Here is a 13,918-nt window from a genome sequence, read left to right on the forward strand (position 1 = left end):
AGTGTACTAGCCAATCGCTCGCAAGTGCACTGCGAAGCGCTCGGCCAACCACTGTGCCGCAGGCCCCAGTGGCTCGTCACGCCGCCACACCAGCTCTACCACCAATGCCGGCGGTGTCCATTCGCTACGCAGCTCGACCATCTGGGCATGGTAAGTCGGGTACTGCACCACGTGCCGGGGCAGCCAGGCCCAGCCCAGGCCGCGCATCAGCAACTCGGCCATGGCGTAGAAGCTGTCGGCCCGCCAGATCTGCGGGCTGATTGGCTCGCCGCCGGGATAACCGCTTTCCTGCGGGGCAATCAACAACTGGCGATGGCGTGCCAGCTGTTGGCGATTGACCTGCCCCAGTCGCGCCAAGGGATGATTGACGGCGCAGACGGTGACCATCTCCACATTCCCCAAGGCGCGGCGCTCCAACGCTGACGGCATGCGCTCATGACGAAACAGCAAGCCCAGGTCAGCACGGCGCTCGACCAGCTTGCGCGCCACGTCACCCTGGGCGCCGCTGGCCAGTTGCACTTCCAGCATGGGGAACTGCTGGGCCAGTTCGTCGAGACTGTCGATGACCGGCTGATAAGGCATGGCTTCATCCTGGGCGACCCGCAACTGCGCCTCCTGGCCGCGCATCAGCGCCAGCGCCCGACCGTCCAGGCGCTCGCACTGACGCAACAACTCACGCGCATCTTCCAGCAGCGCCGCGCCGGCCTCGGTCAAGCGCGGCTGACGGCCACTGCTACGCTCGAACAGGGTGACGCCCAGGTCCGCCTCGAGCAGGGCAATGGCATTGCTCACCGCCGACTGCGCCTTGCGCTGGGTGCGGGCCACCGCCGAAAACGAGCGTTGCTCGGCAACGCCGACAAACAGCCGCAGTTGCTCCAGATTCCACTGTTCAGCCATGCAACCTATCTCCAGAAAAGATAGGTAATGACTTTACCCCATCCAGGCTTGCTCTAAAATGCCCAGCCAGAACAGAGGAACACCGACATGAATGCCTACACCTACCTGGCTATCGCCATCTGCGCCGAAGTCATCGCCACCGCCTCGATGAAGGCCGTCAAGGGTCTGAGCACCCCGCTGCCGTTGCTGCTGATGATCTGTGGCTACGCCGTGGCGTTCTGGATGCTGACCCTGGTGGTGCGCAGCATTCCGGTCGGTATCGCTTACGCCATCTGGTCGGGGCTGGGGATTGTCTTGATCAGCGTCGCCGCGCTGGTGATCTACGGGCAGAAACTGGACGTCCCGGCGATGCTCGGCATGGCCATGATTGTCGGCGGCGTGGTCGTGATCCAGGTCTTCTCGAAAACCGCCGGGCATTGATCCGCCTCACAGGCTGTATACTGGGCTTCTGTCCAAGCTTGTGAGGTGCATGCATGCCATCCGTTATTTCCACCGACGTCCTGATCGTCGGCGCAGGGGTCGCAGGCCTCTGGCTCAATGCCCGTCTGCGCCGCCTGGGTTACTCGACGGTCGTGGTGGAACGCGCCAGCCTCGGTGGCGAGCAGACCCTCAAATCGCAGGGAATCATTCATGGCGGCGCCAAGTATGCCCTGCATGGCGCACTGACCGGTGCATCCGAAGCCATTGCCGACATGCCGCGACGCTGGAGCGAAGCGCTGGCAGGCAACGGCGAACTGGACCTTTGCGGCGTGCGCCTGTTGTCCGACGCCCATTACCTGTGGTCCCCCGGCACGATCGCCGGCAACCTCACCAGCTTCTTCGCCAGCAAGGCGGTGCGTGGCCGTGTCGATCAGGTCAAAGGCGAGCAACTGCCACCTGCCCTGCAGGACCGCGCGTTCAAGGGCAAGGTCTATCGCCTGGCCGAACTGGTCATTGACGTGCCAAGCCTGCTGAACAAGCTCGCCGAACTGGCCGGTGACAGCCTGCTGGCTGGAGAGCAGATCGAACCCCTGCAAGAAGCTGGCGAACTGGCCGGGCTGCGCGTCGATGGCCGCGAGATCCGTGCCCAGCGCATCGTCCTCAGCGCCGGTGCCGGCAATGCCGCCCTGCTTGAAACCCTCGGCCTGAGCCAGCCTGCCATGCAGCGTCGCCCGCTGCACATGGTCATGGCCAAAGGCGCCAGCCTCAAACCCCTGTATGCCCATTGCCTGGGCGGCGGACCCAAACCGCGTATCACCGTCACCAGCCACCCGGCCGCCGATGGCCAGTGGGTCTGGTATATGGGTGGCGACCTGGCCGAGGCCGACGGCGTTGCCCGCGAGCCCGAAGCGCAGATTGCCGCGGCTAAGAAGGAAGTCAGCAACCTGCTGCCATGGATCGACCTGAGCCAGGTGCGCTGGGCTACCGTACGCATCGATCGCGCCGAGCCGGCACAGTCCGGCCTGGTGCGCCCGGACAACGCCTTCCTCGCCGAACAGCAGCGCCTGCTGGTTGGCTGGCCGACCAAACTGGCCCTGGCTCCGGACTTCAGTGATCGGGTACTGGCCAGCCTTGAGCGCGACGGGATCAAGCCGGGAGCTCACACCACCCTTCCCGAACTGCCACGGCCGCCGATGGCCCTGCCGGTCTGGGAGCAGCTGCTGCCATGAGCCTGCCGACTCTCCACGATCTGCACCGCCCCTTGGGCAGCACCGGTCTGCGCGTCTCGCCACTGGGCCTGGGTACAGTCAAGCTGGGGCGTGATCAAGGAGTCAAATACCCCAACGGCTTTACCATCCCCGACGACGACCAGGCCCGCCAGCTGCTGGCCCAGGCCCGTGACCTGGGCATCAACCTGATCGACACCGCCCCCGCCTACGGCCGCAGCGAAGAGCGCCTCGGCCCACTGCTGCGCGGCCAACGCGATCACTGGGTGATCGTCAGCAAGGTCGGTGAGGAGTTCGAAGAAGGCCAGTCGCGTTTCGACTTCAGCGCCGCCCACACGCGCTTTTCCATTGAGCGCAGCCTCAAGCGCCTGGAAACCGAGCAGATTGATCTGGTGCTGGTGCATTCGGACGGCAACGATCTGCACATTCTTCAGCACGAGGAGGTCTATCAGACCCTCGAAGCGCTGAAGCAGGAAGGTAAGATCGGCGGCTTCGGTCTGTCCGGCAAGACCGTGGAAGGTGGTTTGAAAGCACTGGAGCGCGGCGATTGCGCCATGGTCACCTACAATCTGAACGAACAGGCCGAACGCCCGGTGCTCGACTATGCCGCCGAGCATGGCAAAGCCATCCTGGTGAAAAAGGCCCTGGCCAGCGGCCATGTGTGCCTGAGCCCGGGGGTAGACCCGGTGCGTGCCAGTTTCGAGTTGCTGTTTGGCCACCCGGGCGTGAGCAGTGCCATTGTCGGCACCATCAACCCGGTACACCTGGCCCACAACGTGGCGACTGTTACCGCCGTATTGAATCGCTGACGCCCACGCCGCCGTCGCGGCCGACCCCAACGCAAGAAGGAGCCGACATGCCGCGAACGCTGATCCGCAAGAACCCGAGCAACTTCAAGACCCTGCCCCTGCACGTCGAAGCCAGCCCCGAGGGCTTGTGCTACCAGAGCATCGGCATGCCGCTGAACTTCGCCCAGACCCAGCAACGGCGCAAGCAGATTCACCTGGCCGACAGCCAGCGCTTCGCCGTAGAGCTGGCCAATCTGGGCGTTTCGGTGCGCCTGACGCTGCACTGGCAGAACCGCGATTACTGGGTCCTGGTCCGCCAGCGCCGCCAGGACCGCGGAGATGTGGTGCTGAAACTGATTTCCGGCTATGTGCCCGCCCAGGAACTGAACCTGCCGCTGCATACCGCCATTCAGGAGGTAGCTGAAGAATGCCTGCTGGAAACGCCGGAAGGCTGGCTTGGGGGGCGTTTCAACGATACCTGGCTGCCAGCGCCTTATGCCGACGCCCTGCATTACCGTGAAGCGCTGCCTTTCGTGCTGACCCCGCAATCCGGTGCGGCACGGCCGGTGCGTTGCGCCAACCTGCAGCTACTGGAGCGGCCACGGGCCTACGTGCATCTGCCGACCGCCTCGTTACAACTGGTTTATGACCTGCGCCTGCAGGTCCCGCGCGAAGCCAAATCCTTGAGTCTGTTTCATGTCGATGAACGACTTGAAGGAAACCAACTGGTGGCCCGCCTCAACCGCACCCGCCCCGACCTGTACCTGATGCCCCTGGAAGACGGACATCCTCGCGCCGAGCTGTACACACTGAAAAAGGACCACTTGGTGCCGGCGAGCACTCGTGGTCTGTATCTGGCCGAAAGCTTTGCCCGTCAGGAAGGCTGGCTGGTCAGGGATGAGCGGATTCGCTGGAAGGATTGGGTGAGTCAGCAGGGGCTGGCGGCGCCGAAACCGGATACGGGGCTGCAGCGGCTGACGGGCAAGGCACGGGAGTTGTTGCAGATGGCGCGAGGCGGATTGCGTAAGTAGCTGACAAATTGCAATCGCGGGGCAAGCCCGCTCCCACAGGGCCCCGCCGGGATGACGGCATGGCCCTTGCAGCTTACGCAGTTGTCGCTAACGGGCGTTGACGTGCGACAAGGGCAAGGATCGGTAAATCGCAGATGATGGCGCCCGGCAATCGGGTTAAGGAGTGGTTCCATGCAAGTACTTGATCGCCGTAAAGCGCTGGCCATCGTGCCGTTGTTACGGCTGGCGTTCCGTCCCTTTTTCCTCGCCGGTTGCGGCCTGGCGTTGCTCGCCGTGCCGCTGTGGCTGGCCGCATTGAATGGCTCGCTGGGCGACTGGCAGCCTGCCGGTGGCTGGCTGGCCTGGCATCGCCACGAATTGCTGTTCGGCTTCGGCCTGGCGATCATCGCCGGTTTTTTGCTCACTGCAGGACAGACCTGGACCGGCCAACCGGGCCTGAGCGGTACGCCGCTGGCAGCGTTGGCGCTGCTGTGGCTGGCCGCGCGAATTGCCTGGCTGGCCAACCTGCCGTGGCCGCTGTTGGCGCTGCTGGAACTGGCCTTCCCGCTGATCGTGGCGCTGTTGATGGGTGCCATGCTCTGGCGCGTCCGGCAGAAGCGTAATTATCCGGTGGTGCTGGTGTTGCTGTTGCTGACGGCAGCCGATGCGGTGTCGGTCTACGGTTTGCTCCAGGGCCATGATGGCTGGCAACGCCAGGGCGTGCTCAGCGCTATCTGGCTGGTGGCGGCGATGATGGGCCTGATCGGTGGCCGGGTGATTCCATTCTTTACCCAACGTGGCCTGGGCCGGGTCGAAGGCGTTGCACCCTGGCCTTGGCTCGACTGGTTGCTGCTGGCAGGTGCCGCGCTGGTGGCAGTGCTGTATGCCGCTGGCCCTGCGCTGGCGGCCAATGTCTGGATCGGTTTGTTGTTTGCCGCGCTGACACTGGGGCACGGGGTGCGTCTGTGGCGCTGGCATGACCGTGGCTTGTGGCGTGTGCCGCTGCTGTGGTCGTTGCACCTGGCCTATGGCTGGTTGGCGCTGGCCTGTCTGGGCATGGCCCTGTGGCACTTCGGTGTTGCGCTGAACCCCAGCCTTGCGGTGCACTGCCTGACCATCGGGGCCATGGCCGGGTTGATCCTGGCGATGATCGCGCGGGTCAGCCTCGGCCATACCGGGCGCCCCTTGCAGCCGCCAGCGGGGATGACCCTGGCGTTCATCCTGCTTAACCTCGCGGGCGTGAGCCGGGTGCTGTTGGTGCTGTGGTTGCCATTGGCGGGATTGTGGCTGGCCGTACTGTGCTGGGTCGGCGCGTTTGCCCTGTACGCCTGGCGGTACGCACCGATGCTGCTGCGCGCCCGGGTGGATGGACATCCCGGATAATCGGCACACAAGCAGGAGGCAGGCGATGTTGTATCCCTATTTACTGGTTATCCATTTACTCGCGGCCATTGCCTTTATCGGCACCTTGTTCTTCGAGGTGTTCATCTGGTATTCGGCGCGTCGGCAAGTGCCGGATGCTGCGCAGGCTGCGGCGGACCAGGCGATCGCCAAGCGTTCGCGCAAGGTGCTGCATGCGGTGGTGCTGGTGTTGTATGGCGCCGGTATCGGCCTGGCCTGGCACCATCGCGGCGCCCTCGGTCAGCCGCTGGCCAGCAGTTTCGCCAGCTTGTTGAGCCTGAAGATCATCCTGGCCCTGAGCATTATCGGCCATTACCTGTTGCTGGCTTACTGGCTGCAGCGCGGACGCTTGAGCGAGACGCGGGCGCGCTGGATCCGCTGCAGCATCCTCGGGCACATGCTGCTGATCGTGATTCTGGCCAAGGCGATGTTTTATTGGCATTGATGCAGGTCCACAAAGGCACTGCAGTTCCTGTGGGAGCTGGCCTTGCCAGCGATCAGGTCCACACGGGCCTCATCGCCGGCAAGGCCGGCTCCCACAGGGGGCAATCAGGCGAGTGCTTTGACGAACAGCACGTTGTTCTCCAGATGAATGTGCTGCATCAGGTCATCACGAAACTCCGCCAGGCCGCGATACAAGGCGCGCCAGGTGTTGCAGGCATCCTCCGGCGGAATGATGTTGTTGGTCAGCGTCAGGAGGATCTCCAGCGCTTCGCCGTGCTGATCATGCTCCAGGCGCAGTACCCGGATCGGTGGCGTTGCCTGGCGACCCATGCCCTGTTGCAGCATCGGGAACAGCACCTGTTCTTCCTTGAGCATGTGCCCTTCGAGTTCCTGCTGCATGTCTTCAAGGTGGTTGGCCAGGCCATTGGGGCAGCTGCTGCGGGCACCGTGTACCTGTTCCACGCGCCGGGCCAGACGGATCAGTTCCGGCAGTTGCTGGCGGTGGCGATCGTGATAGCGCGAGAGAATGTGTGCGATCAGTTCGGCTTCGGACGCGTCCCGCCAGTCGTCGGCACTGGCGCCGCTGCTTTGCAGTTTGAACAGGGCTTCAGCAATCAGGACCGGGTCCAGGTGTTTACCCAGGGCGGCTTCGCGCAGGGTTTTCTGCCCGCCGCAACAGAAGTCCAGGTTGAAGCTGTGGAAAATGCGCGTGGCGCCAGGGATGTCGCAGGCCAGTTGACCGAGGCTGTGTTCGAGAAGTGTCTGGCTCATCAGGGTTCCTTGGTGTGGTTGCAAAGGTCCCTGTAGCGATTGCATCGCGCATGCCATGTTCAACAGCTTGAGATTCAAGGCGTTGTATTTTGTTGTGGTGAAAATCACCCTGATGCGTCAGGGTAGATGCAACCCTTAAAGGTGATAACTACCATGCTGCGTGAAAGCCTGGCGGCCGATCTGATTGTCGAGTTGCCCAATGCCGTGCGGTTGCAACGCCTGGTGCAGACCCTGCGCGAATACTTCAACTGCGGCGCGGTCGGTTTGCTGCACCTGGATGACGACAGCCTGCGCCCGGTGGCGACGGTGGGGCTGGTCCACGAAGCCCTCGGGCGGCGCTTTGTGATTGCCCAGCATCCGCGCCTGGCGGCGATCATGGCCTCGCGCGAGCCCACCTGGTTCGAGCCCGACAGCCGTCTGCCCGATCCATACGACGGCTTGCTCGATACCCCGCTCAACGAGCCGCTGGCCGTGCACGATTGCATGGGCGTGAGCCTCTATGTGCAAGGCCAGGTGTGGGGCGCGATCACCCTGGATGCGCTGCAGGCCGGCACCTTCGACAGTGCGGCGCGCGATGAGCTCAAGCGCTGCACCCTGCAGATCGAAGCGGCGCTGCGGGTTACCCGGCTGGAGCAGGAAAACCGCAGCCTGCGCCTGGCCCGCAGCGACCCCCAGGACCTGCGGATGCCGGTGCAGGAGAGCGAGATCCTCGGCCAGAGCCCGGTGCTGCACCAGTTGCTGACAGAGCTGGACGTGCTGGCCGATTCCGAACTGCCGGTGTTGCTGCTGGGCGAGACGGGGGTGGGCAAGGAGTTGTTTGCCCGGCGTTTGCACAGTCTTTCGCGGCGCCGTCACAAGCCGCTGGTACAGGTCAATTGCGCCGCGTTGCCGGAATCACTGGCCGAAAGCGAATTGTTCGGCCACGTCAAAGGTGCCTTTTCGGGGGCCAACAGTGACCGCGCCGGGCGTTTCGATGCGGCCAATGGCGGCACGCTGTTTCTCGACGAAGTCGGCGAGCTGCCCTTGAGCGTGCAGGCCAAACTGCTGCGCACCCTGCAAAACGGCGAGATCCAGCGCCTGGGGGCGGACAAGCCGTTGCATGTGGATGTGCGCATCATTGCCGCCACCAACCGCCACTTGCCCGACAGCATTCGCGAAGGCCTGTTCCGCGCCGATCTGTACCATCGTTTGTCGGTCTATCCGGTGCCGATTCCGCCGCTGCGCGAACGCGGCAATGACGTGCTGATCCTGGCCGGGCAGTTTCTCGAACTCAACCGCACCCGCCTGGGCCTGCGCGGTTTGCGCCTGTCGGCGGCGGCCGAGCGCGCGCTGCTGGCCTACCACTGGCCGGGCAACGTGCGCGAACTGGAGCATGTGATCAGCCGTGCCGCGCTCAAGCAGCTCAGCCGCGGTGGCAGCCGCAACCTGATCATTACCCTGGAGCCGGAAGTGCTGGACCTGGACAGCAACGGGCACAGCGCCGCCGCCATCGAACGGCCGCCGGAGGTGGTTGTGCAGTCATCGCCGCTGCTGTCCTTGAGCGAAACGGTCGACGCCTGCCAGCGCCAGGCCATTGTCCGGGCGCTGGAACTGTGTGGCGACAATTGGGCCAGCGCCGCGCGCCTGCTGCAGGTCGATCCGAGCAACCTGCACAAGCTGGCCAGGCGTTTGCGCCTGAAGTAAGCGCGTGATGTTGATGGCGGTCAAGGTGGCGAGGGCAGCGAGTCAACAGACTGTGAACTCCATCCACCGGAGATCACTGTCATGCCCCTGTCCCTGGCTCAGATGCGCCGCAATTACACCCTGGGTGGCCTGCAGGAAGAGGCCGCACCGCACGACCCTTTGCCGATGTTCAACCAGTGGCTGCAGCAGGCGCGGGAAACCGAGAGCGCGCCGGTGGAGGCCAACAGCATGCACCTGGCGACGGTCGACCGTCAGGGCCGGCCCCACGGCCGGGTACTGCTGCTCAAGGGCGTGAGCGATGCGGGCTTTACCTTTTTCGGCAATTACCTGAGTGCCAAGGGCCAGGAGCTGGAGGCCAACCCGTGGGCAGCCATGACCTTCTTCTGGCCGGCGCTTGAACGTCAGGTGCGCATCGAAGGGCAGGTGCGCCGGCTCGATCCGCAGCTCAGCGATGACTACTTCGACAGCCGTCCGCTGGCCAGTCGCCTGGGGGCCTGGGCCTCGCCGCAAAGCCGGGTGCTGACCGATCGCGCAGCCCTGGAAGTGTTGCTGGCGCAGACCATCCGCCGCTTCGTCGATCAGCCGCTGCGTCGTCCGGAACACTGGGGCGGCTACTGCCTGCAGCCTGAGCGCATGGAGTTCTGGCAGGGCCGCGCCGACCGTCTGCATGACCGTCTGGACTATCGCTTGCAGGACGGACAGTGGGCACGCAGTCGCCTGGCGCCGTGAGTCGTGTGCTCCGTCGAGGTACCTCCTTGGAGGAATAGGTTCGGCTGCTGTTTCGGTTCAGGCTTGGGCGCATTCACATCATGGGAGGGTCCGCACATGGCCCATCTGGCGCAACGTACCTTTGAACCGCTGAACATTGCCGTACTGACCATCAGCGACACCCGCAGCTTCGACACCGACACCTCGGGGCAGACCCTGTGCGATCTGCTCCAGGCGGCCGGGCATCGACTGATCGACCGTGACCTGGTCAAGGACGACATCTACCAGATCCGCGCCACGCTTTCGCGCTGGATTGCCGACCCGAGGGTACAGGTGGTGCTGACCACCGGCGGCACCGGGTTCACCGTGCGCGACAATACCCCGCAAGCCGTCCTGCCGTTGCTGGACAAGCATGTGGAGGGCTTTGGCGAACTGTTCCGCCAGGTCTCGCTGGCGGAGATCGGCATGTCCAGCCTGCAGTCGCGGGCGCTGGCCGGGATGAGCAATGGCGTGCTGGTGTGTTGTGTGCCGGGTTCGCCTGGAGCCTGTCGCACTGCCTGGAACCAGATCCTTCTCGGGCAACTGGACAGCCGCACCGGCCCGTGCAATTTCGCGCCGCATCTCAAGGCCCAGGTCGAGCAGGCAATCGAGGCCTGTGGAGAACGCTCATGAGCCGCCAGGTGTGTGACAGCGGCAAGCTGATACCGGTCGACCAGGCCATCCGCCATCTGCTCGACCAGGCGCCGCCACCGCCGGCGGCGCAAACGGTGTTGCTGGAAAAAGCCCTGGGCCGGGTGCTGGCGCTGGACATTCATTCGCCGCTGGACCTGCCGGGCTGGGACAACAGCGCTATGGACGGTTTCGCCTTGCGCGCCGCGGACCTTCCCGCAGCCGGTGGCTGCCTGAACCTGGCCGGTCGCATCGCGGCCGGCCAGGCCGCCACCACGCCGCTGCAGGCCGGGCAGGCGGTGCGCATCTTTACCGGCGCGCCGCTGCCGCCGGGCGCCGACACGGTGGTGCCGCAGGAGCTCTGCCGGGTCGAGGGCGAGCAGGTCTGGTTGCCGCCAGCCAGCCTTGGCGATCATGTCCGTAAGGCCGGCGAAGAGGTGCGCAAGGGTCATCTGCTGCTCCAGGCCGGCAAGCGTCTGCGCGCCCAGGAGCTGGGCTTGCTGGCCGCTGCCGGGGTCTGCTGGGTCGAGGTCTATCGACCGTTGCGGGTGTGCCTGCTGAGCAGCGGTGACGAACTGCGCGAGCCCGGCCAACCCCTGGCGCCGGGGCAGATTTACAACAGCAACCGCTATTGTCTGGCAGCGCTGTTAGAGGGCTGGGGCGTCGAGGTGCATGACTATGGGGTGATGGCCGATGATCTGGCGGCCAGCCAGCACGCCTTGAGACTGGCGGCCTCTGAATGCGATCTGCTGCTGACCTCCGGCGGTGTTTCGGTGGGTGAAGAAGACCACCTCAAACACGCCATCGAAGCGCTGGGCAGCCTGGATCTGTGGCGTCTGGCGATTCAGCCGGGCAAACCGCTGGCGTTTGGTGAGGTGGCCGGCAAGCCGTGGATCGGCATGCCGGGCAATCCTGCGGCGGCGCTGATCACTGCCCTGGTGGTGGTGCGTCCGTTCCTGCTCAGGGCCCAGGGCGTGCGCGATGTAGTGCCGCGGCCGATGGCGTTGCCGGCAGGCTTTGACTGGTTGCAGCGCAACAAGCGCCGCCAGTACCTGCGCGCCAGGTTGACTCCGGGGGCCGATGGCCAGGTGAGCGTGCAGCTGCACCCGCAGCAAAGCTCGGCAATGCTCGCGGCCGCGTGCTGGGCCGATGGCCTGGCGGTGGTGGAGTGCGAGCAACAGCTGCACAAGCATGACAGCGTGACCTTCCTGTCGTTCGCCGAACTCATGCAGTGACCGGCCTTGATTGCCGTCAAGGTCTGCGCTGGCGGTCTGGCTAGACTGGCGGCGCATTTTCGATTGCACCGGGCCTGCTCGCGTTACGCATCGGAGGCGGGGTCGAGACACGTTCTTTCATGAGGAATGCCCATGCAACTGGTCTGCCCGGCAGGGAACCTGCCTGCGCTCAAAGCGGCGGTGCGCCAAGGCGCCGATGCCGTCTACGTCGGTTTTCGCGATGACACCAATGCCCGGCACTTTGCCGGCCTGAACATGGACGACAAGCAGTTCGACGCCGCCGTCGCCCATATCCGTCAACATCAACGCAAGCTCTATGTCGCGGTCAACACCTACCCGCAGCCCCAGGGCTGGGAACGCTGGCAACGGGCGGTGGACCGCGCCGCCGACCATGGCGTCGATGCCCTGATCGCCGCCGACCCCGGTGTGCTCGGCTATGCCAGCCAACGCCATCCGCAGCTGACCCTGCACCTGTCGGTACAGGGCTCGGCGACCAATGCCAGTGCCCTGGCGTTCTATGCCCAGCACTACAACATCCGCCGCGCGGTGCTGCCACGGGTGCTGTCGCTGGCCCAGGTGCGCCAGGTCGCGGCCAACAGCACGGTGCCTATCGAAGTCTTCGCCTTCGGCAGTTTGTGCATCATGGCCGAGGGACGTTGCCACCTGTCGTCTTACATCACCGGCGAGTCGCCGAACCTGTGTGGCGTGTGTTCGCCGGCCAAGGCGGTGCGCTGGAGTGAAGATGCCGAAGGTTTGAGTGCACGCCTGAGCGAGGTGCTGATCGACCGCTACAGCGCCGATGAGCCGGCCGGTTACCCGACCTTGTGCAAGGGGCGCTTCCTGGTCGGCGGCAAACGCTTTCATGCCCTCGAAGAACCCACCAGCCTCGACACCCTGGACCTGTTGCCGGAACTGGCGGCCATGGGCGTCGAAGCGGTGAAGATCGAAGGGCGCCAGCGCAGCCCGGCGTATGTCGAGCAGGTCACCCAGGTCTGGCGCGCCGCACTTGATGCCCACCGCCTGGCGCCCGAGCGCTTCGCGGTCAAAGACCAGTGGCGCCAGGTGCTGGCCGGTTTATCCGAAGGCAGCCAGACCACCCTGGGTGCTTATCATCGATCATGGCAATGAGGGACTGCAGATGAAACTCAGCCTGGGACCCGTTCTGTATTACTGGGACAAGGAGCAATTGGGGCGTTTCTATTCCGAGATGGCCGCCTTGCCGCTGGATGTGATTTACCTTGGTGAAACCGTCTGCTCGAAACGCCGGGCGATGAACCTGGAGCATTGGCTGGGCCTCGGCCGCGAGCTGCAGGAATGCACGCAGGCGCAGATCGTACTGTCGAGCCTGACCCTGGTCGAAGCCGCTTCCGAACTCTCCAGCCTGCGGCGCTTGTGCGACAACGGTCAGTTGCTGGTGGAAGCCAACGACATGGGCGCGGTGCAGTTTCTGGCTGAACGCAAGCTGCCCTTCGTCGGCGGCCCGGCGCTCAACCTGTACAACGGCCATGCCCTGGCACAGCTGCAGGACTGCGGGATGATCCGTTGGGTGCCGCCGGTGGAATGTTCGGCAGCATTGATCCGTTCCATACTCGACCAGGTCAAGGCGTTGGGCCGTGAGCTGCCCGAGGTCGAAGTCTTCGCCTATGGGCACCTGCCGCTGGCGTATTCGGCGCGTTGCTTTACCGCCCGCGCCGAAAACCGGCCCAAGGATGATTGCCAGTTCTGCTGCCTCAACTACCCCGATGGCCTGGCGCTGAGCAGTCAGGAAGGCCAGCCACTGTTCACCCTCAACGGTATCCAGACGATGTCGGCCGAGGTCACTAACTTGCTGGCCGACTATGCCGGCCTTGCCGCCAGCGGTGCCGATCTGCTGCGCTTGAGCCCGCGCGCGCAGGGCATGGCCGAGGTGATCGCGGCGTTCCAGCAGGTGCGTGAAGGTGGAGCAGCGCCCTTGCACGTCGAGGGTTGCAACGGTTATTGGCATGGCCAGGCGGGGATGTTGCGTGTCGAGGAGGTGGGCCTGTGCTGAACCAGAAAAAATGGCTGCTGCGCGGTGCCGACCGCTTGCTCCCGCTGATCCGGCGGGTGCCGTTCGTGCTGCAACGTGTCGCGCTGCAACAAGCGCTGAACCGCTGCCTGGCTGAGCCACTGAAAGACGGCGAGTTCGATTTGCTGCGCGGGCGCTGGCTGTGCCTGCGGATTCCCGACCTGGACCTGACCTGGTACCTGACCCGCAGCCTTTACGGCTTGCAGATTGCCGAAAAGGCCAAAGCGGATGTCACCATTCGCGGCAACTGGCGCGAGTTCCTGCTGCTGGCCAGCCGTCAGGAAGATCCGGATACCTTGTTCTTCCGGCGACGGCTGGTGATTGAAGGCGATACCGAACTGGGCCTGACCCTGAAGAACCTGATCGACAGCCTCGACCCGGAAGTGTTGCCGGTGTGGTTGTGGCGAAATCTGGAGCGGGCAGGGAAGGGCTTGGCAACAGGCTGAACTGCGGACGGCAGAGATCAGTGTGGGAGCCGGCCTTGCTGGCGATGAAATCGCCGCGGTGTGTCGGGTGTTGCGCAGCGTCTGTGTCGCTGGCAAGGCCAGCTCCCACAAGGGGGCAATCTCAACGGGGTCGCTGAGTGCCGGTTTTGGAATGGGGTTGATCTATTGGCGAT

At 64.6% G+C, this 13,918-nt stretch carries 15 protein-coding genes; 13 read left to right on the top strand and 2 right to left on the bottom strand.

The window, feature by feature from the left end; genetic code table 11:
* Positions 1–6: 6 nt before the first annotated feature.
* Positions 7–897 carry a LysR family transcriptional regulator gene (locus AC07OF_RS18880; RefSeq protein ID WP_157194449.1) on the bottom strand — a complete coding sequence of 297 codons (891 nt, stop codon included), beginning with the start codon at positions 895–897 and terminating at the stop codon, positions 7–9.
* An 87-nt stretch (positions 898–984) separates the two neighbouring features.
* Between AC07OF_RS18880 and AC07OF_RS18885 the strand changes: the two genes are divergently transcribed.
* The 6 genes from AC07OF_RS18885 (at position 985) to AC07OF_RS18910 (ending at position 6,187) form a co-directional block, all read left to right on the top strand.
* The gene (locus AC07OF_RS18885; protein WP_038615263.1) at positions 985–1,317 is read left to right on the top strand and encodes a DMT family transporter; all 333 of its coding nucleotides are present in this window, start codon (positions 985–987) and stop codon (positions 1,315–1,317) included.
* Positions 1,318–1,370: 53 nt separating this feature from the next.
* Entirely contained in the window at positions 1,371–2,546 is a 1,176-nt protein-coding gene (locus AC07OF_RS18890; protein WP_495073315.1) for an NAD(P)/FAD-dependent oxidoreductase, read from the top strand.
* Positions 2,543–3,352 carry an aldo/keto reductase gene (locus tag AC07OF_RS18895; protein WP_495073316.1) on the top strand — a complete coding sequence of 270 codons (810 nt, stop codon included), beginning with the start codon at positions 2,543–2,545 and terminating at the stop codon, positions 3,350–3,352. Before AC07OF_RS18890 ends, AC07OF_RS18895 begins: the two co-directional genes overlap by 4 nt.
* Before the next feature lie 47 nt (positions 3,353–3,399).
* Positions 3,400–4,362: a metal ABC transporter ATPase gene (locus tag AC07OF_RS18900; protein ID WP_157194452.1), complete on the top strand. Its 963-nt coding sequence runs from the start codon at positions 3,400–3,402 to the stop codon at positions 4,360–4,362.
* Positions 4,363–4,533: 171 nt separating this feature from the next.
* Positions 4,534–5,724, top strand: coding sequence for an NnrS family protein (locus AC07OF_RS18905; protein ID WP_495073317.1), 1,191 nt, complete (start codon positions 4,534–4,536; stop codon positions 5,722–5,724).
* 25 nt (positions 5,725–5,749) lie between these two features.
* Positions 5,750–6,187: a CopD family copper resistance protein gene (locus AC07OF_RS18910; protein ID WP_422419767.1), complete on the top strand. Its 438-nt coding sequence runs from the start codon at positions 5,750–5,752 to the stop codon at positions 6,185–6,187.
* Positions 6,188–6,291: 104 nt separating this feature from the next.
* Here the strand turns inward: AC07OF_RS18910 and ytfE are convergent, their stop codons facing one another.
* On the bottom strand, positions 6,292–6,957 hold the full coding sequence (gene ytfE / locus AC07OF_RS18915; protein ID WP_495073318.1) for an iron-sulfur cluster repair protein YtfE: 666 nt from the start codon (positions 6,955–6,957) through the stop codon (positions 6,292–6,294).
* Between the two features lie 153 nt (positions 6,958–7,110).
* On the opposite strand from ytfE, the gene norR reads away from it, so the two are divergent.
* The 7 genes from norR (at position 7,111) to ubiT (ending at position 13,745) form a co-directional block, all read left to right on the top strand.
* Positions 7,111–8,640, top strand: a complete 1,530-nt coding sequence (gene norR / locus AC07OF_RS18920; protein ID WP_495073319.1) for a nitric oxide reductase transcriptional regulator NorR — start codon at positions 7,111–7,113, stop codon at positions 8,638–8,640.
* An 81-nt stretch (positions 8,641–8,721) separates the two neighbouring features.
* Positions 8,722–9,369 (top strand): pyridoxamine 5'-phosphate oxidase, encoded by a 648-nt coding sequence (gene pdxH, locus AC07OF_RS18925; RefSeq protein ID WP_476447241.1) that lies wholly within the window; start codon positions 8,722–8,724, stop codon positions 9,367–9,369.
* Between the two features lie 96 nt (positions 9,370–9,465).
* Positions 9,466–10,020 (top strand): molybdenum cofactor biosynthesis protein B, encoded by a 555-nt coding sequence (gene moaB, locus AC07OF_RS18930; protein ID WP_157192187.1) that lies wholly within the window; start codon positions 9,466–9,468, stop codon positions 10,018–10,020.
* The gene (locus AC07OF_RS18935; protein WP_157192188.1) at positions 10,017–11,252 is read left to right on the top strand and encodes a molybdopterin molybdotransferase MoeA; all 1,236 of its coding nucleotides are present in this window, start codon (positions 10,017–10,019) and stop codon (positions 11,250–11,252) included. Before moaB ends, AC07OF_RS18935 begins: the two co-directional genes overlap by 4 nt.
* Before the next feature lie 132 nt (positions 11,253–11,384).
* Positions 11,385–12,380 carry a ubiquinone anaerobic biosynthesis protein UbiU gene (gene ubiU, locus AC07OF_RS18940; protein ID WP_038610010.1) on the top strand — a complete coding sequence of 332 codons (996 nt, stop codon included), beginning with the start codon at positions 11,385–11,387 and terminating at the stop codon, positions 12,378–12,380.
* Between the two features lie 10 nt (positions 12,381–12,390).
* A complete protein-coding gene (locus AC07OF_RS18945; RefSeq protein ID WP_157192189.1) occupies positions 12,391–13,281 on the top strand; it encodes a U32 family peptidase in 891 nt (296 codons plus the stop codon).
* Complete coding sequence (gene ubiT / locus AC07OF_RS18950; RefSeq protein ID WP_038610015.1) at positions 13,275–13,745, top strand: ubiquinone anaerobic biosynthesis accessory factor UbiT; 471 nt, start codon at positions 13,275–13,277, stop codon at positions 13,743–13,745. Before AC07OF_RS18945 ends, ubiT begins: the two co-directional genes overlap by 7 nt.
* Positions 13,746–13,918: the final 173 nt, after the last annotated feature.

It is taken from the genome of Pseudomonas sp. GW821-FHT10B02, from assembly GCF_059415665.1.

What these genes read in the sequence shown, in the direction of transcription:
- AC07OF_RS18880 (WP_157194449.1), bottom strand. Translation starts at nt 897, where the DNA reads ATGGCTGAACAGTGGAATCTGGAGCAACTGCGGCTGTTTGTCGGCGTT.
- AC07OF_RS18885 (WP_038615263.1), top strand. Translation starts at nt 985, where the DNA reads ATGAATGCCTACACCTACCTGGCTATCGCCATCTGCGCCGAAGTCATC.
- AC07OF_RS18890 (WP_495073315.1), top strand. Translation starts at nt 1,371, where the DNA reads ATGCCATCCGTTATTTCCACCGACGTCCTGATCGTCGGCGCAGGGGTC.
- AC07OF_RS18895 (WP_495073316.1), top strand. Translation starts at nt 2,543, where the DNA reads ATGAGCCTGCCGACTCTCCACGATCTGCACCGCCCCTTGGGCAGCACC.
- AC07OF_RS18900 (WP_157194452.1), top strand. Translation starts at nt 3,400, where the DNA reads ATGCCGCGAACGCTGATCCGCAAGAACCCGAGCAACTTCAAGACCCTG.
- AC07OF_RS18905 (WP_495073317.1), top strand. Translation starts at nt 4,534, where the DNA reads ATGCAAGTACTTGATCGCCGTAAAGCGCTGGCCATCGTGCCGTTGTTA.
- AC07OF_RS18910 (WP_422419767.1), top strand. Translation starts at nt 5,750, where the DNA reads ATGTTGTATCCCTATTTACTGGTTATCCATTTACTCGCGGCCATTGCC.
- ytfE (WP_495073318.1), bottom strand. Translation starts at nt 6,957, where the DNA reads ATGAGCCAGACACTTCTCGAACACAGCCTCGGTCAACTGGCCTGCGAC.
- norR (WP_495073319.1), top strand. Translation starts at nt 7,111, where the DNA reads ATGCTGCGTGAAAGCCTGGCGGCCGATCTGATTGTCGAGTTGCCCAAT.
- pdxH (WP_476447241.1), top strand. Translation starts at nt 8,722, where the DNA reads ATGCCCCTGTCCCTGGCTCAGATGCGCCGCAATTACACCCTGGGTGGC.
- moaB (WP_157192187.1), top strand. Translation starts at nt 9,466, where the DNA reads ATGGCCCATCTGGCGCAACGTACCTTTGAACCGCTGAACATTGCCGTA.
- AC07OF_RS18935 (WP_157192188.1), top strand. Translation starts at nt 10,017, where the DNA reads ATGAGCCGCCAGGTGTGTGACAGCGGCAAGCTGATACCGGTCGACCAG.
- ubiU (WP_038610010.1), top strand. Translation starts at nt 11,385, where the DNA reads ATGCAACTGGTCTGCCCGGCAGGGAACCTGCCTGCGCTCAAAGCGGCG.
- AC07OF_RS18945 (WP_157192189.1), top strand. Translation starts at nt 12,391, where the DNA reads ATGAAACTCAGCCTGGGACCCGTTCTGTATTACTGGGACAAGGAGCAA.